Source organism: Streptomyces sp. NPDC048361 (assembly GCF_040651795.1).
Classification (GTDB): Bacteria; Actinomycetota; Actinomycetes; order Streptomycetales; family Streptomycetaceae; genus Streptomyces.
In genome coordinates this window covers 1-18,555 of record NZ_JBEZKW010000037.1, presented here as the reverse complement: position 1 = coordinate 18,555, position 18,555 = coordinate 1, and the positions used below count along the sequence as shown (strand labels likewise).

General features: G+C 68.5%; 21 protein-coding genes. 18 read left to right on the top strand and 3 right to left on the bottom strand.

Features of this window, described 5'->3' with window-relative positions:
• The first annotated feature begins 65 nt into the window (after nt 1-65).
• The 7 genes from AB0D31_RS21495 (at nt 66) to AB0D31_RS21465 (ending at nt 5,929) form a co-directional block, all read left to right on the top strand.
• Entirely contained in the window at nt 66-1,133 is a 1,068-nt protein-coding gene (locus AB0D31_RS21495; RefSeq protein ID WP_362725390.1) for a glucose-1-phosphate thymidylyltransferase, read from the top strand.
• Nucleotides 1,130-2,164 (top strand): dTDP-glucose 4,6-dehydratase, encoded by a 1,035-nt coding sequence (gene rfbB / locus AB0D31_RS21490; RefSeq protein ID WP_362725387.1) that lies wholly within the window; start codon nt 1,130-1,132, stop codon nt 2,162-2,164. The genes AB0D31_RS21495 and rfbB overlap by 4 nt, the downstream gene beginning before the upstream one ends.
• A complete protein-coding gene (locus AB0D31_RS21485; RefSeq protein WP_362725384.1) occupies nt 2,161-3,765 on the top strand; it encodes an FAD-dependent oxidoreductase in 1,605 nt (534 codons plus the stop codon). Before rfbB ends, AB0D31_RS21485 begins: the two co-directional genes overlap by 4 nt.
• Before the next feature lie 519 nt (nt 3,766-4,284).
• The gene (locus tag AB0D31_RS21480) at nt 4,285-4,536 is read left to right on the top strand and encodes a recombinase family protein (protein WP_362725382.1); all 252 of its coding nucleotides are present in this window, start codon (nt 4,285-4,287) and stop codon (nt 4,534-4,536) included.
• 30 nt (nt 4,537-4,566) lie between these two features.
• On the top strand, nt 4,567-4,920 hold the full coding sequence (locus tag AB0D31_RS21475; RefSeq protein WP_362725380.1) for a hypothetical protein: 354 nt from the start codon (nt 4,567-4,569) through the stop codon (nt 4,918-4,920).
• Nucleotides 4,914-5,261, top strand: coding sequence for a recombinase family protein (locus tag AB0D31_RS21470; RefSeq protein ID WP_362725378.1), 348 nt, complete (start codon nt 4,914-4,916; stop codon nt 5,259-5,261). Before AB0D31_RS21475 ends, AB0D31_RS21470 begins: the two co-directional genes overlap by 7 nt.
• Nucleotides 5,246-5,929 (top strand): zinc ribbon domain-containing protein, encoded by a 684-nt coding sequence (locus tag AB0D31_RS21465; protein WP_362725375.1) that lies wholly within the window; start codon nt 5,246-5,248, stop codon nt 5,927-5,929. The genes AB0D31_RS21470 and AB0D31_RS21465 overlap by 16 nt, the downstream gene beginning before the upstream one ends.
• A gap of 811 nt (nt 5,930-6,740) precedes the next feature.
• Here the strand turns inward: AB0D31_RS21465 and AB0D31_RS21460 are convergent.
• The gene (locus AB0D31_RS21460) at nt 6,741-6,929 is read right to left on the bottom strand and encodes a hypothetical protein (RefSeq protein ID WP_362725372.1); all 189 of its coding nucleotides are present in this window, start codon (nt 6,927-6,929) and stop codon (nt 6,741-6,743) included.
• 302 nt (nt 6,930-7,231) lie between these two features.
• Between AB0D31_RS21460 and AB0D31_RS21455 the strand changes: the two genes are divergently transcribed.
• Nucleotides 7,232-7,579, top strand: coding sequence for an HNH endonuclease signature motif containing protein (locus tag AB0D31_RS21455; protein WP_362725369.1), 348 nt, complete (start codon nt 7,232-7,234; stop codon nt 7,577-7,579).
• A gap of 51 nt (nt 7,580-7,630) precedes the next feature.
• On the opposite strand, the gene AB0D31_RS21450 is transcribed toward AB0D31_RS21455, so the two are convergent.
• A complete protein-coding gene (locus AB0D31_RS21450) occupies nt 7,631-7,855 on the bottom strand; it encodes a 50S ribosomal protein L7/L12 (RefSeq protein WP_362725366.1) in 225 nt (74 codons plus the stop codon).
• A gap of 999 nt (nt 7,856-8,854) precedes the next feature.
• Here AB0D31_RS21450 and AB0D31_RS21445 point away from each other — a divergent pair.
• From AB0D31_RS21445 to AB0D31_RS21425, 5 genes are all read left to right on the top strand, one after another.
• Nucleotides 8,855-9,790: a major capsid protein gene (locus AB0D31_RS21445; RefSeq protein ID WP_362725364.1), complete on the top strand. Its 936-nt coding sequence runs from the start codon at nt 8,855-8,857 to the stop codon at nt 9,788-9,790.
• 174 nt (nt 9,791-9,964) lie between these two features.
• Nucleotides 9,965-10,231, top strand: coding sequence for a hypothetical protein (locus AB0D31_RS21440; RefSeq protein WP_359007038.1), 267 nt, complete (start codon nt 9,965-9,967; stop codon nt 10,229-10,231).
• A complete protein-coding gene (locus AB0D31_RS21435; protein WP_359007036.1) occupies nt 10,212-10,727 on the top strand; it encodes a DUF6879 family protein in 516 nt (171 codons plus the stop codon). The genes AB0D31_RS21440 and AB0D31_RS21435 overlap by 20 nt, the downstream gene beginning before the upstream one ends.
• Nucleotides 10,727-11,572: a helix-turn-helix transcriptional regulator gene (locus tag AB0D31_RS21430; protein WP_362725361.1), complete on the top strand. Its 846-nt coding sequence runs from the start codon at nt 10,727-10,729 to the stop codon at nt 11,570-11,572. Before AB0D31_RS21435 ends, AB0D31_RS21430 begins: the two co-directional genes overlap by 1 nt.
• A 94-nt stretch (nt 11,573-11,666) precedes the next feature.
• Nucleotides 11,667-11,882, top strand: coding sequence for a hypothetical protein (locus tag AB0D31_RS21425; protein WP_362725358.1), 216 nt, complete (start codon nt 11,667-11,669; stop codon nt 11,880-11,882).
• A gap of 631 nt (nt 11,883-12,513) precedes the next feature.
• Here the strand turns inward: AB0D31_RS21425 and AB0D31_RS21420 are convergent.
• Nucleotides 12,514-13,137, bottom strand: a complete 624-nt coding sequence (locus tag AB0D31_RS21420) for a dTDP-4-dehydrorhamnose 3,5-epimerase family protein (protein ID WP_362725356.1) — start codon at nt 13,135-13,137, stop codon at nt 12,514-12,516.
• Nucleotides 13,138-13,259: 122 nt separating this feature from the next.
• Between AB0D31_RS21420 and AB0D31_RS21415 the strand changes: the two genes are divergently transcribed.
• From AB0D31_RS21415 to AB0D31_RS21395, 5 genes are all read left to right on the top strand, one after another.
• On the top strand, nt 13,260-14,390 hold the full coding sequence (locus AB0D31_RS21415; protein WP_362725353.1) for an NAD(P)-dependent oxidoreductase: 1,131 nt from the start codon (nt 13,260-13,262) through the stop codon (nt 14,388-14,390).
• Between the two features lie 39 nt (nt 14,391-14,429).
• Nucleotides 14,430-15,731, top strand: coding sequence for a lipopolysaccharide biosynthesis protein RfbH (rfbH, locus tag AB0D31_RS21410; protein ID WP_362725350.1), 1,302 nt, complete (start codon nt 14,430-14,432; stop codon nt 15,729-15,731).
• A gap of 51 nt (nt 15,732-15,782) precedes the next feature.
• The gene (locus tag AB0D31_RS21405; RefSeq protein ID WP_362725348.1) at nt 15,783-17,240 is read left to right on the top strand and encodes an NDP-hexose 2,3-dehydratase family protein; all 1,458 of its coding nucleotides are present in this window, start codon (nt 15,783-15,785) and stop codon (nt 17,238-17,240) included.
• The gene (locus AB0D31_RS21400) at nt 17,233-18,267 is read left to right on the top strand and encodes a Gfo/Idh/MocA family oxidoreductase (RefSeq protein ID WP_362725345.1); all 1,035 of its coding nucleotides are present in this window, start codon (nt 17,233-17,235) and stop codon (nt 18,265-18,267) included. Before AB0D31_RS21405 ends, AB0D31_RS21400 begins: the two co-directional genes overlap by 8 nt.
• Nucleotides 18,254-18,555 (top strand): carboxyl transferase domain-containing protein (locus AB0D31_RS21395; RefSeq protein WP_362725343.1); only part of this gene is annotated, 302 nt, incomplete at its 3' end. The genes AB0D31_RS21400 and AB0D31_RS21395, both read left to right, overlap by 14 nt.

Genomic DNA, 18,555 nt, shown 5'->3' with positions numbered 1-18,555 from the left:
ACGCCCCCTGCTCATGCGCCTGTTGATGTGTCGATCACGACGTAACCACCACAGAAGAGGACCCCATGAAGGCTCTGGTTCTGAGCGGCGGTACGGGAAGCCGACTGCGCCCGTTCAGCTACTCCATGCCCAAGCAGCTCATCCCGATCGCCAACAAGCCCGTCCTTGAGCGGGTGCTCGACAACATCCGTGACCTCGGTGTCACCGAGATCGGCATCATCGTCGGCAACCACGTCGAGGAGATAGCCGAGGCTCTCGGCGACGGGTCCCGGCTCGGCGTCGAGATCACGTACATCCCGCAGGAGAGCCCCAAGGGCCTCGCCCAGTGCGTGCAGCTCGCCCAGGACTTCCTCGGCGACGACGACTTCGTGATGTACCTCGGCGACAACATGCTGCCCGAGGGCATCGCCGAGGCGGCCGCCGAGTTCCACGCGCTGCGCCCCGCCGCGCAGGTGCTCGTCGCCCAGGTCGAGGACCCGCGCGCCTTCGGCGTCGCGGAGGTCGACGCGACCGGTGTGGTGGAGCGGCTCGTGGAGAAGCCCCCCGTGCCGCGCTCCAACCTGGCGCTCATCGGCGTCTACTTCTTCACGCCGGCCATCCACGAGGCCGTCGACTCGATCGTGCCGAGCGCGCGCGGCGAGCTGGAGATCACCGACGCCATCCAGTGGCTGGTGACGAGCGGCGCGACCGTGCGGGCCCAGGAGTACTCCGGGTACTGGAAGGACACCGGCCGCGTCGAGGACGTCCTGGAGTGCAACCAGATGCTTCTCGACGGCATCGCGCGCCGGGTGGAGGGCGACGTCGACGACCAGAGCGTGCTGATCGGCGCGGTCGTCGTCGAGGCCGGCGCGAAGATCACCCGGTCGTTCGTGGAGGGCCCCGTCGTGATCGGCGCGGGCACCGTCCTTGAGGACAGCCACGTCGGGCCGCACACGTCCATCGGCCGGGACTGCGTCCTGTCCGGCACCCATCTCGACTACTCGATCGCCCTCGACGGTGCGACGATCTCCGCGGTGCGGGGCCTGCACGGCTCTCTGCTCGGCAGGGGCGCCGCGGTCACGGGCATCGACCTGGCCAGCCGCCACCACCGTCTGGTGGTCGGCGACCACACCCGCGTGGAGGTCGCGGCATGACCACCACCCACCCCAACCCGGCCCCGACGAAGAAGAGCGGCATGAACAAGATCCTGGTCACCGGCGGCGCGGGCTTCATCGGCTCGCACTACGTCCGCACGCTCCTCGCGGGCGGCTACGAGGGGTACGAGAACGCCGAGGTCACCGTCCTCGACAAGCTCACCTACGCGGGCAACCGCGACAACCTGCCGGCCGAGCACCCGCGCCTGACCTTCGTCGAGGGCGACATCTGCGACCTGCCGCTGCTCCTCGACCTCTTCCCCGGCCACGACGCGGTCGTCCACTTCGCGGCCGAGTCCCACGTGGACCGCTCCCTGGAGTCGGCCGCCGAGTTCATCGCCACCAACGTCGGCGGCACCCAGAACGTGATGGAGGCCGCGCTGCGCACCGGTGTCCAGCGCGTCGTGCACGTCTCCACGGACGAGGTGTACGGCTCGATCGACGAGGGCTCCTGGACCGAGGAGTGGCCGCTCCTGCCGAACTCCCCGTACGCCGCCTCCAAGGCCGGCTCGGACCTGATCACCCGCGCCTACTGGCGCACCCACGACCTGAACGTGTCGATCACCCGCTGCTCCAACAACTACGGGCCCTACCAGCACCCCGAGAAGCTCATCCCGCGCTTCGTGACCAACCTGCTCGAAGGCGAGACGGTCCCGCTGTACGGCGAGGGCGCCAACATCCGCGAGTGGCTGCACGTCGACGATCACTGCCGCGCCATCCAGCTCGTCCTGACGAAGGGCCGCGCGGGCGAGATCTACAACGTCGGCGGCGGCAACGAGCAGACCAACCGCCAGATCACCGAGCGCCTGCTTGAGCTGACCGGCAACGACTGGTCGAAGGTGGTCCGGGTCGCCGACCGCAAGGGCCACGACCTGCGCTACTCGCTCAGCGAGGCGAAGATCGCCGAGGAGCTCGGCTACGCGCCGCGCATCTCCTTCGAGGACGGTATCGCCGAGACCGCCGCCTGGTACCGCGACAACCCCAGCTGGTGGAAGGCGGTCAAGCACGCGCCGCAGGAGGGTCAGAAGTGACACTGCTCAACGAGACGGCGCCCGCACCCCAGGTGCTGGTCGTGGGCGCCGGTCCGGTCGGGCTGAGCGCCGCCCATGAGCTGGCCCGGCACGGTGTGCGGGTCCGGCTCGTGGACGCGGCGGCCGGCCCGGCCACCACCAGCCGGGCGCTCGCCACGCACGCCCGCACCCTGGAGACGTACGACCAGATGGGCATCCTGGACGAGCTGCTGCCGCGCGGCCAGCGAGTGGAGCACTTCACGCTGCACCAGAACGGCCGCCGCCTGATCCGCTTCGACACCGACTACAGCCGGCTGCCCACCCGCTTCCCGTTCACGCTCATGGTCGACCAGGTGATCACCGAGGAGGTGCTGCGCACGGCGACGGCCCGCCGGGGCGTCGAGGTCGAATGGGGCGTGCGGCTCACGGAGTTCGAGGACCTCGGCGCCGACGGCGTACGGGCCCACCTCGTCCACGCCGACGGGCGCACCGAGTCCGTCACCACCGACTGGCTGGTCGGCACGGACGGCGGCCACTCCACCATCCGCAAGCAGCTCGGCCTGAAACTGGAGGGCGAGTCGAGCGAGACCTGGCTGATCGCGGACGCGACCGTCCACTGCGACCTGCCGAAGGACAGCATCCACTGGATGCGCACCCCGACCGGCACCGTGATGATGGTGCCGTTCCCCGAGCCCGGCAAGTGGCGCCTGCTCGACACCGCGGAGACGTCCTACGGCGGCGACGACGCGATGGTCGCCCGGCGCTTCTCGGCGAAGATCACCACGGGTACGGGCAAGCCCGCCGTGGTCGAATCGCCGTCCTGGGTCTCGGTGTTCACCATCCAGCAGCGGATGATCGCGCAGATGCGTCACGGCCGGGTGCTGCTCGCCGGCGACGCGGCCCATGTGCACAGCCCGGCCTCCGGGCAGGGCATGAACACCGGTGTCCAGGACGCGGTCAACCTGTCCTGGAAGCTCGCCACGGTCCTGCGCGGCGAGGCACCCGACTCGCTCCTGGACAGCTACAGCGACGAACGGGTCCCGGTGGGCGCGGAGTTGCTGCGCACCACCAAGATGGCGACGATGCTGGTCCAGCTCAGGAGCCGCAAGGCGGCGGCCGCGCTGCGCGCCGCGTTCACGGTCCTTCGCTCGCTGCCCCCCGTCAAGGGCCGCATCCAGCGCAAGATCATGGGCGGCATGTCGGCGCTCGGCCTCGGCTACGCGGCCGGCCCCCTGGCCCACGCCTCCACCCCGTCACCCGGGGTGCGCCCGGGCGAGCGCGTCGCCCGCGTCACGGCCCCGACCCTCGCGACCAGCCCCGGCTGGCAGGAGCTGGTGGCCGAACTCCAGCGTCCCGAATGGCTGTTGCTCACCTTCGGCGCGGCCCCCGAGGAGCGTTACGGCCCCTCGGTACGCGTCCGCACGGTCAACACCCCGGGCCCGGACACCCTGTCCGACCCGGCCGGCCACCTCGCCACCGCCCTGGGCGCCCCCGAGGGCAGCTGGCTCCTGATCCGCCCCGACGGCTATCTGGCCGCGCGCGGCACAGCGAAGGAGACCCCGTCGACCGCCCTCACCTCCCTGGGCGTCAGCCCCGTCCCGTCCCGCCAACTGTCGTACTGAGTGCACCACTTGGGCCCGCCCCCGGAAATCCCGGGAGCGGGCCCAAGTGGTGTGCGCCACGACGCCGGGTGCCCTACAGGGAGGCGGGGCTGTGCCTTCGCGCTGTTCCGCCGCGGTGGCGTGGGTGCGGCTTGTGACCCCGAGTGCCCTACCAGGGGCGCGGGGCTGCGCCTGTTGCGCGGCTCCGCCACGACGGGCGCGACCGGTCGGCACCGGGTGCCCTACAGGGGCGCGGGGCTGTGCCTGTTGCGCGGCTCCGCCACGACGGGCGCGGGCGACCCAGCACGGTCCGCACTCGAAGGCGGCGGGGTTGCTGGGGCTCCGCCCCAGGCCCCGGGATGCCCCACCCCGCCCCTTCCCGATGTTCCAGAGTCCTAGTTCTGGAGTGATCGGGTCGTGGCGGTATCTGTGCAGGTCAAGCACGGTGCGGGAAACCTCTGCTCTCCCCAAGGGGGCATGGATAGCAAAACAGCACTGACCACGGAGACCCTTCGTGGGGTTCGGTGCGTCCGATTGTCGGTGCGCACGGATGAGACCACCAGCCCCGAGCGGCAGCGCGAGGCCGACGACATAGCCGCGGCGGCCCTCGGTATCGAGTTCGGTGAGGGCGCCGCACTGCGCGAAGCGGTTGACCTAGACGTGTCCGCGTCCAAGGTCGGCCCCTTCGACCGCCCGCAGCTCGGTGAGTGGCTGAAGCGGCCGGACACCTTTGACGCCCTTGTCTTCTGGCGGTTTGACCGCGCCATCCGGTCCATGCAAGACATGCACTAGCTTGCGAAGTGGGCCCGCGCGCATCGCAAGATGATCGTTTTCGCCGAGGGTCTGGGCGGCACCGGTCGGCTCGTCTTCGACTTCCGCAACCCCATGGACCCCATGAGCGAACTCATGATGATGATGTTCGCGTTCGCGGCACAGGTCGAAACCCAGTCCACCAGCGACCGCGTGACCGGCGCACAGGCAGCCATGCGGAAGATGCCCCTTCGGTGGCGTGGCGGCGGCAAGACCACGTACGGCTACCTCCCCGCCCCCATGCCGAAAGAACACGGTGGGGTCGGCTGGACGCTCGTTCCGGACCCCGTAGCGGTCAAGGTCATTGAGCGCATCATTGCCGCGCTGCTCGCCGGCCTCGCCCCCCTCGCCATTGCCGCATGCTGAACGCTGACGGTGTGCTGTCCCCGTCCGCGCACTGGGCCGCCTACAAGGCCCGTACGAAGAACGGCGGAGCCGAGCCCGAGGAGAGCGCCACTGCAAAGCGGAAGCCCGCACAGTGGCGGGACAAGACCATCGTCAAGATGCTCACGAACCCCGCGCTCCTGGGCTGGAAGATGCACCGCGGAAACCCGGTCCGCGACGACCAGGGCAACCCGATCCTTGCCGCCGAAACCCCGATCCTCACCCGGGAGGAGTTCGACCAGGTGGGCGCGCTGCTCGCCCCCAAGCCCGTAGCCGAGCGTCCCCCGTGCGGAAGGACTCCGGCTCAATGCTGCTGCGCGTGATCCACTGCGACGGCTGCAACGGCCGCATGTACCTGAACCAGGGCTACTACGTCTGCTCGTCCTACAAGTACGGATCGAACTGCCCTGCCCCGTCCACTGTGCGCGCGAACTGGGCAGACCAGTACGTGACCGCCGAGTTCATACGCCTGGTCGGCCCCGTACAGATCACCCGCACCATAGAGATACCCGGCTACGACCCGCAACCCGAGATTGACGCCACCCTCGCCGAGTTCGAGGAACACCAGAGCCAGAAGGGGCGCCAGAAGTCCAAGACCGCACACGCGGCATGGCAGCGACACGCAGACAGCCTTGACGCACGCCTCGCCGAACTGGAGACACGGGAGAAGACCGAGCCCCGCCGCGACGTGATCGGCACGGGACGCACCTACGCCGACGACTGGAACGACGCGGACAACGTGGCACGGCGCACGATGCTCGTAGAGGCAGGGGCACGACTCATGGTGAAGCGCGGAACCCGCGGCGGCTGGCGAACGCTCGACCTACGCCGCGTGGACTTCACCATCAACGGCCACCTTGACCCCGCCATCGAGGAGAACGCGACGATGGCCGCCGAGCTTGCCGCCGAGAACCAGCCCGCCCACACCCCCACCGTCGGAGCCAAAGCACACCGCAACATCGCCGCGCAGACATTCGCGACGGCTGCCTAACGGACGTCTGAGACCGAGTACGCCCCGGTGGTCCCTCGCGACCGCCGGGGTTCCTCGGCGTCCCCAAACGGCGGATAGGCTCGCCCCACCCCGTACCAACATGGGTGTGCGGGCTAGGGCTGGTGCATCACGGTTCTCAGAGCCCGAAAATGCAGTACAACCAGCCCGCCCCTGCCCCGGTAGTCCTCGCGGACCGCCGGGGCTTTCTGCTGCCCGTACACGGGCGTGTGGGCCCTCGCCGGCTCGGCAGTACAGCGAGGCAGGGCGGTGTCAGAGTGACGGTTCCAACCCATTTTTTAGAACACGTAGAAAAAATATAAGAGAAGAGAGACCGGACCACTCTTCGGCACACCGCCACGGAACTCCGCTCCGGGAAACCTCCGCTCTCCACTACAGCCCGGAAGAGAGCGCAAGGGACCTTCCTGCAAGCCCCTCGGGGCTCCGGGAAACCTCCGCTCTCCACATAGACCGGGAGCGAGAGCCCGACTGTCCGACTGGACACGGGAAACCTTCGCTCTCCACTACTTCCGAGAGCGGGACTACCGCGCACCCACCCCACGGGGGAATCCGGCGGACTGAGTGCCCGACTCTCGGAACCAGCGTTGCCCGTGCACCACGCGCCCCGCGTTACCGGGGTGGTCGCAGGGGTCGTGAGGCAACGCGTGCGGGGACTGCACCGCCCACGAGTAACCCGCCCATCAGGGCGAGCCGAAAGGGGTTGTAAGCGCGCGCAGTCCCCACGTTGTCCAGCCTCGCCGGCGAGGCGGGACGTACCCACCTGGCCACCACTGGCGGACAGGTGGCGGTGAGATCAGCCGTTGGCCTTGTCTACAACGGGCTTGACCTTGTTCGCCTGGTCAACCATGTCTTGCGTGACGGTCCCACCCGGTCCGGCTTTGATGACGCGGTTGACCAAACTGGCAATATCGCCCGCGACCGGGATGCCACCGCCGCTGACGTTGTTGAAACCGGTCGCGATCACAGACGGCTCTTCAGACATAAGTGCTGTGTTCCTTTCACTGAAAGGGGCGCGCCCCCTCCAATGAAGCGGCGCGCAGGTCTTTCATGCCCTACCCGGCGAGCGGCCGGTACGGCGCTGCGACACGCAAAGACACTCTCACGAAGGAACGCTTGGTCCGTCCGGAGTAAAGGCGCTCGGATGGGGCGGTGTTTAAGCCTCCTGACCCAACGGCAGGGGAGCGCGGTACCGGCCCCCTCGGGGATATCCGTAAGCAATCCGCACAGTTCCCTGGTTCGACTCCGGGGGCGGGCACTCGACAACAACCCATCAGGGGGACGCACATGCGCTGTATCGACTGCACCGAGCCCGCGACCCATCGGGGCCGCTGCAAGGCTCACCACGCTACCTACGAGGATCGTCCGAACGTCCGCTCTCGGCGGGCACGGGGACGGCGACGGGCCAACCGCCGGGACGCTGCCGCTCGGCTCCGCCGGCGAGTGCAGGAACGGGGCTCCGCGTGGTGCGACTGGTGCTTGGGCGACTTCCCGGCGGATGGGGTGGACGTGGACCACGTGCGCCCGCTGTCCCTCGGTGGCGAGGACATAGACAGCAACGTTCAGGTGCTGTGCCACGGCTGCCACGGACTGAAGACGCGGACGGAGTTCGGAGCTGCCCGCGTTGCGGCGTGACTCAGCCCCGGCACAGTGTCGGCGCTTGTACCGGGGTGGCGGCGCGCAGTGTCAGCGGATTTCGATCGTGGCGCCCGCATTCTCAAGGTGCCTCTTAAGCTCCTCGGCGACGCTCCGCGGGACGCTCCCTGCGATCACGCAAGGCGCCCCGACCACCATCTCTCTTGCCTCCGGCAGGCCCAAGCCCGTGATGCTGCGAATCTCCTTAGCGACGTTGATGTTCGACTCGCTGCTGACGAGCACCACTTCAAACTCCGTCTGTTCCTCGGTAGTCATTCGTCTCGCCCCTCTGTAGCTCTGCGGTTGGTCCATCACGGACCGTGCGTGATCTTGGCATGCCAACGCCACTCACAGCCAGACCCCTTGACAGGAGGTCATCCCCTATGCCCCGCAAGCCCCGCCCCCCGTGCTCTGTCCCCGGGTGCCCCGAGCTGACCACTGGCGGGCGCTGCGCGGACATGACTCCGCCCCGGCACAGTGTCAGTGCATGTGCCGGGGCGGATGAAATCCGTCTATCGGCCTAGGAGCCGCCGCACTGGCAGGGCCCGCCGGACTGACAACCACACGAGCAGCCGGGACCGCATGTGCAGCTGGTGATTGGCCCGGGGATCGTGGGCGGTGCCAACTGACTGTAAACCTGCATGAGTTGCCCCTCTCAGGTCAGGCGCGGTGCCGACCTTCCACGATCGTGACATGCCGCGCCGCGCTCAACTACTCCCCTTGACAGGAGGTGATCCCCCATGCCCCGACGACCCCGCCCCCCATGCTCTGTCCCCGGCTGCCCCGAGCTGACCGCCCGTGGTGGCCGCTGTGAAGCTCACCGACGCGAGGCCGAGCAACAGCGCGGGACGAGCGCTGAACGGGGTTACACGACGCGTTGGCAGCGCATCCGTAAGGCGTACCTGTACCGCAATCCGTGGTGTCTGCTGTGCGGTCGCACGGCGGTGGTCGCGGACCACTTCCCTTTGTCTCGGCGTGAGTTGGTGGCGCAAAGCGTCGCCGATCCGGACGCGTTCAACAGGCTGCGTCCGCTGTGCACTCGCTGTCACAACCGCGAGACCGCGAAAAGCCAACCTGGTGGTTGGGCTTCCGCAAATTCGAAGCCAATTCGGACATAAATACCGTTCCGACCAGGGGGGTACTCCCCTCCCCTCCCGCCCAAGATCGGCAGGGAGGCGTTTCTTTCGCCTGGCTCATTAGGTCATTTCTGTGGGTGTCGCCAGCGTCCAGCTTCGGCGCCTTTTTCTTTTATTCAAACCAAGTAAGGAATTAATGATGTCTTTGACTCTTGCTGAATCCGCGAAGCTCTCCCTTGACCAGCTTCAGCGCGGCGTGATTGAAACAGTTGTGCAGGAATCGCCGATCTTGGACCGGCTCCCGCTGATAACGGTGGCGGGCAACGCCTACCGCTACAACGAGGAATCCACCCTTCCCGGGGTCTCGTTCCGGGGCGTGAATGAGGCCTACCCGGAGAGCATGGGCACGCTGAACCAGCGGATCGAGACGCTCGCCATCCTGGGCGGGGACGCCGACGTGGACAAGTTCATCGTGCAGACGCGTGGCAACATCAATGATCAGCGGGCCATTCAGGAAACGCTCAAGGTCAAGGCGGCCTCCGTTCACTTCTCGGACCAGTTTTTCAACGGTGACGTAGAGGTGAATCCGAAGGGGTTCGACGGGCTGCGCAAGCGCCTGTTCAGCGGTCAGGTCCTGGACGCGAAGGGCTTCGGACCGATCACCAACGGGCATGACTTCTTTGATGCGTTGGACACACTCGCCGCACAGGTGCGCGGTATCGACGGCTCGAACGGGGCGCTTTACATGAACGCCGCTCTCCGGGCGAAAATTGAGTCCGGGTTCCGGCGGCTCGGCGGTGCCCAGCTCCTCTCGGCCGAACTCGCCGGAAAGAACACGGTCACGTGGAAGGGCATCCCGCTGCTGGACGCCGGGCAGAAGCTGGACGGTACCGACGTGCTCCCGCTGACGGTCGGAACGGGCGGTAAGCAGACCGGCGACATCTACGCCGTACGCTTCGGACACACCGAGGCCGACGCCGGAGTGAGCGGACTGACCAACGGCGGCGTACAGGCCACCGACCTCGGCGAGTCCCACGACAAGCCCGTCTATCGCACCCGCATCGACTTCTACTGCGGCCTCGCCCTCTTCGGTGGCAAGGCTGCCGCACGGCTGACCAACGTCCTAGCCGGCTAGCCAAGGCCACACATGCCCCCGCGCTCGTCACCCTCACCAGGGCGTCGGGTGCGGGGGTTTCGTCGTACCGGGGTGCTTTCTCAAGTGCCCTACGGGCATGCCCTCTTGCGCTGACTGTCCACTGGGGCGACGCTCAAGCAATCGGCCGCAATCGGATCGACACAGGGAGAGGTCATGCGCTTACGTTTCCTCGGGATCATCCCGGACACCGGCAAGGACGACTCGCCAACCATCTGGCTAGACGAGGACAGCGGAGACCTGCTGATTCAGTCGTACCGGGCCACCGATGAGGAGGTGAAGAAGTGCCAGGAGATCGGCTCAATTCCCGGACACGGCACGGACGTTCCGGATCACGAAGCGATCATTCGCCTGCCCAAGGTCATGCGCCAGTACATCCCGCGCCCGGACGGAGACGCCGCCGATGAAGCCCCCGGCACGTGAGCCACTGGCTCAAGCCCGGCGTACAGCCATTCACCTTGAGGTCCGCGACCACTACGCGAGTACAGACCCTGATTTCCTCGCGTGGCGTGAGGGACACCGCAAGTTCACGGCGGATAACCGCGCTGACTGGTGGGAGGGGTGGCACGATGCCGTGCATGACGCTGTCTCGCGGGGCGTGGTCGTCCGCCGGGCCCGGGTTGTCTCCGAGCCGCTGACGGAGTACGTGCGCTGGGAGTATGACTACGCCGTGACCAACGTGGCTGCCGGGGAGATAGTCCGCTGGCTACCCCGTCGCCGGGCGAAGGATGTGGCCGTTCCGGCCGTGGACTTCTGGGTATTCGACGGGGAGTTGGTCCTGTTCCACCACTTCAGTGGGGATGGTGCGCTGATGGATCGGGAGTACGTCACGGATACCCCGCTGGCCGCCTGGTGCACTGATGCCTTTGAAGCGATCTGGCAGCGGGCGACTCCGCATGAGGAGTACCGGCCGGTCTAGTGCAATCAGCATCATCTAACGTCCAGCAAGCCCGGCAAGTCCTGGCTGACCGCCTACGCGAGTTGTTCAAGGACGCCGGGCTTGAGGGCAAGGACCTCGCAGCATTGTGCGGCTGGCATCCGTCCAAGGTGTCGCGGATCTCGACAGCGAAGGCTCAGCCCAGCGAGGACGACATTCGTGCGTGGTGCCGGGCTTGCAGGGCCGGGGACCAAGCGGGGGACCTGATCGCCTCGCTGCGGGCCGTTGAGGGCATGTGGCTCACGTGGCGCCGGCTGGAACGCACCGGACTGAAACGGTCGCAGGAGGAACGCCTTCCGCTGTATCAGCGCACGCACCGCTTCCGCTCGTACTGCTCTTGGGCCCTTCCCGGCCTGCTCCAGACCTACCAGTACACGGAGGACGTGCTTCGCACGATCCAGCGGCAACGGGTGACAACGGACGATGTGGCCGACGCCGTGGCCGCCCGCATGGAGCGTCAGCGCGTGTTGCACGAGGGGCAACGGCTATTCGCGTTCCTGATCGAGGAGCCCGTACTACGCAACACCCTCAGCGCGGCGGACGACCAGGAGGAGCAGCTGGAGCACTTGCTCACTGTGTGCGGCCTACCGAATGTCAGTCTCGGGGTGGTCCCCATGGCTCAGCAGCGCCCTCAACTTCCGGTTGAGAACTTCTGGATCTACGACGATGCGCAAGTCAACGTTGAGTTGGTCTCTGGGTACTTGACACTGACGCAGCCCAGCGAGGTAAAGGCGTACGCAGACACCTTCGCCACGCTGGCCAACATGGCGGTCTACGGCGACAGAGCACGGGCGCTGATCCTCCGGGCCCGCGACTGCCTCACATAATCCGCGTGCAATCAGACGCAATTGGCTGGGAGTTGGGGTTCCGCACTTCCTAGCGTGGTTGCCATCGGACCACGTGAGGGGATGGCGATCGGCGATGACCGAACCACGGACTTACCCGCTACCGGCTGTCGAACTGGCCGCGTTCATGGAGGACTACCTTTACGGCTGCGCACCCGTAGCCGGGTGTGGGGTTTGTACGGCGTTGGCGGCGGAGCTGGCCAGGGCCCGTGAAGCCAAGGAGTACGGGGAGGCGTACGACGCGGCGGCGGAAATCAGGAACCATCCCCACCCCGCGAAGAAGCAGCGGTGAGTGTCCTGAGCTTGGCGGCGTTGCGTAGGGGTGGCTGTGACCCGTATACGGGCACGCCATACGAGAGAAGCCCAGAAGGGTGGTGGACGCCGTTCGGCGGGGCTCTAGATGTGCGGTCGGGAGTCGTGTTCATCCCGCCGGGCAACCGGCTGCCTGCGTGCCCCTTCCCGTGCGACGCCTGCCGCGCCAAGGGGCGGCTCACACGCGCGCCGGTCGCTGTCCGCTGGATACAGAGCACCAGCGGCCCCGGCGCCACGTTGTACGCTGCCCTGGCCACGCCGCAGGACTGGCCCACGGTCCGCAGTGGGACGAGCTGCCCGTGATGCGCCGCTCAACAGGCAACTAGCAAGCGCTGACAAGCTGTCCCGCCCGGCATCAGGTCGTGCGGGACAGAACCCCTACTTACGAGCATCGGGGCTTCCCGAAACCCTCCGGGGGTTATGAACGGGCTGAGGTCCAGGATCCTGGGGCTCCGCCCCAGACCCCGTTCGCGCCCGAAAGGCGCTCGTCCTCAGACGCCGGACGGGCTGAGGTGGCCCACGCGAGCCCACACCGAGTAGTCAAGGGGCGCGGGGAACTGCGCGAGTGGCCCGGCGCGGACGGCGGCCGAAGAAGCTACCCGCAGAAGCGGCTAGGCGGCATGCCGAGAGCGCTCCGAACCCCTCCCGTAGAGGGAGACACACTGCGCATACGTGGGCAGCAGGCCGAGCTCACCCGCCTCACCCACCGTAGGTGCCCCCGCGTCCTTCTCGGACAGCACCGGCTCCCCCGTGAGCCACCGGGACCACGGAAGCCCGAGCTCCGGGTCGAACGCCCGCAGGTCGAGCTGCGTACCGGGCACGTACTCGGTGGAGCACAGATAGCTGATGCACGTGTCGTCGGTCAGCGCCACGAACCCGTGCGCGAGCCCCTCCGCCACGAACATCGCCCGACCGTCCCGCGCATCGAGCACCGTCGTCACGTGCTCGCCGAACGTGGGCGAGCCCAGGCGTACGTCGACGACCACGTCGAGCAGCGCCCCGCGCACGCAGCTGACCAGCTTGGCCTGGCCCGGCGGGATGGCCACGCCGTGCAGCCCGCGCACCGTATTGCGCGAGGAGGCCGAGTAGTTGACCTGGCGCGGCACGAACTCGTGTCCGGTCTCGGCGGCGAGCAGGTCGTAGCGGTATGACTCGTGGAAACTGCCGCGGGGGTCCGTCAGCAGCTTCGGCATGATGCGGTACGCGTCCGGTACGGCGGTCTCTTCGATCCTCATGGTGGCGGACGGTAGGCGCCCGTACTCAAGTTCCGGTAGCGCCGCATGACCACCTGTCCAGCGGTCCCCGAGCGCCACGCGCCACAGTGCCGCTCAAACCGCGCATACAGGAGGTAGTCACGGTGTCGGTGAACGACCGAAGAGCAGGCGGCAGAGGCGGCGCGGCCGGATCGGTGGTGGTGCTCGGCGCCACGGGGTTCGTGGGCCGGCACGTCTGCGAGGTGTTCGACGCGGCGGGCTGGACGGTGACCGGTGTCGCTCGCAGCGCGCCCACCCGTCCGCCTTCAACTCCCTATGACGTGTTGCCCGTTGACGTGGTGAGCGCCGCGCCGGACCGTATCGCGGCGCTGCTCGCCGAGCGCGGCGCCGGGGTGGTGGTGAACGCGGCGGGCGCGGTGTGGCAGGCCAGCGACGACGACATGGCGCGCGCCAACACCGATCTGGTGGAGCGCCTGGTCGCGGCGACCGCCCCGCTCGCGGCGCGGCCCCGGGTCATACAGCTCGGCTCGGTGCACGAGTACGGTCCGGTGCCGCGTACCGGGATCACCGAGTCCACGCCGACCGCGCCGGTCACCCCGTACGGCCGCTCCAAGCTGGCCGGGGCCCGGGCGCTGCTCGACGCGGCGGCGGCGGGCCGGGCGGAGGGTCTGGTCCTGCGCGTGTCGAACGTGTCGGGTCCCGGTACCCATCGGGCGAGCCTGCTCGGCATGGTGGCCCACCATCTGGCGACCTCGGCCCCGGAGCCGTTGCGGCTCGCTCCGCTCCTCGCCCACCGCGACTTCGTGGACGTACGGGACGTGGCGGACGCGGCGCTCGCCGCCGCCCGCTCCCAGGTGAGCGGGGAGGTGTTCAACATCGGTGGTGGGCAGGCGACTTCGGTGCGCAGTCTGGTGGTGCGGCTGACCGAGCTGGCGGGCGCGGCCGCCGAGATCGTGGAGACGCCGAGCGCGGGCGGGCGGCCGCCCGAGGCCGAGTGGCAGCGCATGGACATCGGGCGGGCACGGCGACTGCTCGGCTGGTCGCCGCGGCGCAGTCTGGACGATTCGCTGCGCGACCTGCTGGCGCACGCACGGGCCGCCATCGTCGCCGACGCGCGGGCCGACGCCGACCGCGCCTGGGCCGATGTCGGTGCCGGTGGTGGCGCCGACGCGCAGGCCGGCGCCCTGCCGGCCCGGGTCGGCACCGATCGCGAGCCGTTGTCCAGTGCCCTTCAAGTCGTCCCCACGACGATGGCCGTGTCGGATCACCGCTGAGGGCTTCGTGCCGGACTGACGACCATGGAGGCAGCCAAAATGAGTGACACCAAGGCACGGATTCTCGAACAGGTGCGGGAGTACCACCTGGAGAAGGAGCCGTCCGGTGAGTTCGTGCCGGGCGTCAGCGAGATCTGGCCCTCCGGCGCGGTCCTGGAGCCGGCGGACCGGGTGGCCCTGGTGGAGGCGGCGCTCGACATGCGGATAGCCGCCGGAACCAGCTCCCGCAAGTTCGAGTCCCGCTTCGCGCGCTACATGAAGCGGCGCAAGGCGCACCTGGTGAACTCCGGTTCCTCGGCCAACCTCCTGGCCATGTCGGCGCTCCTCTCGCCGCACCTGGAGGACCGCGCTCTCAAGCCGGGCGACGAGGTCATCACGGTGGCCGCGGGCTTCCCGACCACCGTCAACCCGATCCTGCAGAACGGCCTCATCCCGGTCTTCGTGGACGTCGAGCTGAAGACGTACAACACGACCGCGGAGCGCATCAAGGCGGCCGTCGGCCCCAGGACCCGCGCCATCATGGTCGCGCACGCGCTCGGCAACCCCTTCGAGGTGGCCGAGGTCGCGCAGATCGCCGAGGAGAACGACCTCTTCCTCGTCGAGGACAACTGCGACGCGGTCGGCTCGCTCTACAACGGTCAACTCACCGGCACCTTCGGCGACTTGACGACGGTGAGCTTCTACCCGGCGCACCACCTGACGATGGGTGAGGGCGGCTGTGTGCTGACCTCGAACCTGGCGCTGGCCCGTATCGTGGAGTCCCTGCGCGACTGGGGCCGGGACTGCTGGTGCGAGCCGGGCGAGAGCGACCGCTGCTTCAAGCGGTTCCAGTACCAGCTGGGCACCCTGCCGGCCGGCTACGACCACAAGTACATCTACTCGCACATCGGTTACAACCTGAAGGCCACCGACCTGCAGGCCGCGCTCGGCCTGACCCAGCTCGACAAGGTCGACGACTTCACCGCCGCCCGCCGTCGCAACTGGCAGCGTCTGCGCGAGGGTCTTGAGGGTGTGCCGCACCTGATCCTGCCGGAGGCGACCCTGGGCAGCGAGCCCAGCTGGTTCGGGTTCGTCATCACCGTCGACCCCGACGCGCCGTTCAAGCGCAAGGAGTTGGTGAACTTCCTGGAGGAGCGGAAGATCGGCACGCGCAATCTGTTCGCCGGCAACCTGACCCGCCAGCCCGCCTACGTGGACGCCCCGCACCGCATCGTGGGCGACCTGACCAACTCCGACATCATCACCGAGCAGACCTTCTGGATCGGCGTCTATCCCGGCCTGACCGACGAGCACACCGACTTCATGACGGCCTCGATCCGGGACTTCGTCGCCGGCTGGTGACGTCCTGCGACACCCCTCAACCCCAGCACCCTTGACGAGGAGAGAGCGTACATGTCGTCGACACTTGCGGAGCTGACTGAGCTTCAGCCGGTGGTCCAGCCCCGTGAGCCGGTGTCGGTCGCCGACCGGATCGCGGCGTCCGCGGCCACCACCGGCGGACTCCTGACCACCGGGGAGTTCCACCACTGGTTCGCCGAGCGCAGGAAGGCGGGTTGCTTCCACATCGAGCGGATCCCGTTCTCCAAGCTGCGCGGCTGGTCCTTCGAGCCGGACACCGGGAACCTGGTGCACTCCAGCGGCCGCTTCTTCAGCGTCGAGGGGCTGCACGTCACCACCGACGACGGCCCGCACAAGGAATGGTTCCAGCCGATCATCAAGCAGCCCGAGGTCGGCATCCTCGGGATCCTGGTGAAGGAGTTCGACGGCGTACTGCACTTCCTGATGCAGGCCAAGATGGAGCCGGGCAACCGTAATCTGCTGCAGCTCTCCCCCACGGTGCAGGCCACCCGCAGCAACTACACCAAGGTCCACCAGGGCACGGACGTGAAGTACATCGAGTACTTCACGGGCAGTGGGCGGGGCCGGATCCTCGCCGATGTGCTCCAGTCCGAGCACGGTTCGTGGTTCTACCACAAGAGCAACCGCAACATGATCGTCGAGGTGGACGGCGATGTCCCGCTCGACGAGGACTTCTGCTGGCTCACCCTCGGCCAGATCTCCGATCTCCTGCACCAGGACAACCTGGTGAACATGGACTCGCGTACGGTCCTGGCCTGTCTGCCCGCCTACAGCGCGGGGCCCGCCCGCGGGGACGGTTTCGACCACGCCCTGGCCCGCTCGCGCGACCCGCGGGCCGGCGCGCTGCTCACCGACGTCGACCTGCTGTCGTGGTTCACCGCGGAGCGTTCGCGCTACGACGTGCAGGCCGAGCGGATACCGCTGGACGACGTGCCGGGCTGGACCCGTGACGAGGCGCGCATCGGCAAGGACGACGGCCGCTGGTTCAATGTGGTCGCCGTCGAGGTGCAGGCCGGCAACCGCGAGGTGACCAGCTGGACGCAGCCTTTGATCGAGCCGTGCAGCCGCGGCGTCGCCGCCTTCCTGACCCGCTCGTTCGACGGTGTGCTGCACGTCCTGGCCAACGCCAAGGTCGAGGGCGGTTTCCTCGACACGGTCGAGCTGGCCCCCACCGTGCAGTGCTCCCCGGACAACTTCGAGGGCCTCCAGGTCCGTCCGCCCTTCCTCGACCTCGTCCTGAACGCGGCGCCCGAGCGCATCCGCTACGACGCCATCCATTCCGAGGAGGGCGGCCGGTTCCTGTACGCGGAGAACCGCTATCTGGTTATCGAGGCGGACGAGCAGCAAGCGCCGATCGAACCGCCCACGGGGTACCAGTGGGTGACGGTCAGTCAGCTCACGGCTCTGATCAAGCACGGCCACTATGTCAATGTGCAGGCCAGGACGCTCCTTGCCTGCCTCAACGCCATGGGACATCTGACGCATGACTGAACGACCCCTGCGCATCGCCGTCCTCGGCACCGCCGACATCGCCCGCCGCCGGGTGCTGCCCGCCATGGCGGCCGACCCGGACATCGAGCTGACGGCGGTGGCGAGCCGGGACGGCGGGCGCGCTCGGGAGGTCGCGGCGCAGTTCGGCTGCGCCGCGGTGGAGAGCTACGACGCGGTCCTGACCCGGGACGACGTGGACGCGGTGTACGTTCCGCTGCCCATCTCCCTGCACGCCGAGTGGGCGGGCCGGGCGCTGCGTGCGGGCAAGCACGTACTGGCCGAGAAGCCCCTCACCGCGGACCGGCCCACCACAGAGGCGCTGCTCGGCCTGGCGCGCGCCTCGGGCCTGGTCCTGATGGAGAACGTCATGTTCGTCCATCATCCTCAGCACTCGGTGGTACGGGAGCTGGTGGCGAGCGGGGCGATCGGTCAACTCCGGGCGTTCAGTGCGGCGTTCGCGATCCCGGCGCTGCCGGCCGGGAACATCAGACACCGCCCCGAACTCGGTGGCGGCGCGCTGCTCGACGTCGGTTATTACCCCGTGCGCGCCGCCCTGTACTTCCTGGGCGCGGGCCTGGAGGCCGTCGGCGCCGCCCTGGAGCACGGGGACGGTGCGGCGGTGGAGACGTCGGGTGCGGTGCTGGTGCGCTCGCCGGCCGGGGTGCTCGGGCAGCTGGCGTTCGGCATGGAGCACGCGTACCGCTCGGCGTACGAACTGTGGGGCAGCGAGGGGCGGATCCGCGTCGAGCCGGCGTTCACCCCGCCCGCCGACCACAAGCCGGCGGTGTGGATCACGGACGCGCACGGCCCGCGCGAGCTGACGCTGGCCCCGCACGACCAAGTGGCTTCCACGGTGCAGGCGTTCGTGCGTGCGGTGCGCTCGGGCGCCGTCGAGTCGCCGGACGCCGGGGAGTGCCTGGAGCAGGCGAGCCTGCTGGACGCGGTCCGCGCGCGGGCGACGCACGCGTGGGCTCCGCGTTCCATTTCGACTTCGGATGAGGAAGGGACCGACCGTGACCGTTACTGAGCAGCCGACGCCGGGGACCGCGGCGGTGCGCGTCGCCGAACTGCACGTCCTGCGCGAGCAGGCGAGGCTCGGGCCGAGCGAGAAGGCCACCGAGGCCCAGCGCGCCAAGGGCAAGCTGACCGCCCGCGAGCGCATCGACCTGCTCCTGGACCCCGACTCGTTCCACGAGGTCGAGCAGTTGCGCCGCCACCGGGCGGTGGGGTTCGGCCTGGAGGCGAAGAAGCCGTACACCGACGGTGTGGTCACCGGCTGGGGCACGGTGGAGGGCCGCACGGTCTTCGTCTACGC

Excerpts from the sequence above, each read along its gene's own strand:
- AB0D31_RS21455 (WP_362725369.1), top strand. The coding sequence starts at position 7,232 with ATGCGCTGTATCGACTGCACCGAGCCCGCGACCCATCGGGGCCGCTGC.
- AB0D31_RS21450 (WP_362725366.1), bottom strand. The coding sequence starts at position 7,855 with ATGACTACCGAGGAACAGACGGAGTTTGAAGTGGTGCTCGTCAGCAGC.
- AB0D31_RS21470 (WP_362725378.1), top strand. The coding sequence starts at position 4,914 with ATGCTGAACGCTGACGGTGTGCTGTCCCCGTCCGCGCACTGGGCCGCC.
- AB0D31_RS21435 (WP_359007036.1), top strand. The coding sequence starts at position 10,212 with ATGAAGCCCCCGGCACGTGAGCCACTGGCTCAAGCCCGGCGTACAGCC.
- rfbH (WP_362725350.1), top strand. The coding sequence starts at position 14,430 with ATGAGTGACACCAAGGCACGGATTCTCGAACAGGTGCGGGAGTACCAC.
- AB0D31_RS21465 (WP_362725375.1), top strand. The coding sequence starts at position 5,246 with ATGCTGCTGCGCGTGATCCACTGCGACGGCTGCAACGGCCGCATGTAC.
- AB0D31_RS21400 (WP_362725345.1), top strand. The coding sequence starts at position 17,233 with ATGACTGAACGACCCCTGCGCATCGCCGTCCTCGGCACCGCCGACATC.
- AB0D31_RS21405 (WP_362725348.1), top strand. The coding sequence starts at position 15,783 with ATGTCGTCGACACTTGCGGAGCTGACTGAGCTTCAGCCGGTGGTCCAG.
- AB0D31_RS21460 (WP_362725372.1), bottom strand. The coding sequence starts at position 6,929 with ATGTCTGAAGAGCCGTCTGTGATCGCGACCGGTTTCAACAACGTCAGC.
- AB0D31_RS21475 (WP_362725380.1), top strand. The coding sequence starts at position 4,567 with ATGATCGTTTTCGCCGAGGGTCTGGGCGGCACCGGTCGGCTCGTCTTC.
- AB0D31_RS21440 (WP_359007038.1), top strand. The coding sequence starts at position 9,965 with ATGCGCTTACGTTTCCTCGGGATCATCCCGGACACCGGCAAGGACGAC.
- AB0D31_RS21495 (WP_362725390.1), top strand. The coding sequence starts at position 66 with ATGAAGGCTCTGGTTCTGAGCGGCGGTACGGGAAGCCGACTGCGCCCG.
- AB0D31_RS21445 (WP_362725364.1), top strand. The coding sequence starts at position 8,855 with ATGTCTTTGACTCTTGCTGAATCCGCGAAGCTCTCCCTTGACCAGCTT.
- rfbB (WP_362725387.1), top strand. The coding sequence starts at position 1,130 with ATGACCACCACCCACCCCAACCCGGCCCCGACGAAGAAGAGCGGCATG.
- AB0D31_RS21425 (WP_362725358.1), top strand. The coding sequence starts at position 11,667 with ATGACCGAACCACGGACTTACCCGCTACCGGCTGTCGAACTGGCCGCG.
- AB0D31_RS21420 (WP_362725356.1), bottom strand. The coding sequence starts at position 13,137 with ATGAGGATCGAAGAGACCGCCGTACCGGACGCGTACCGCATCATGCCG.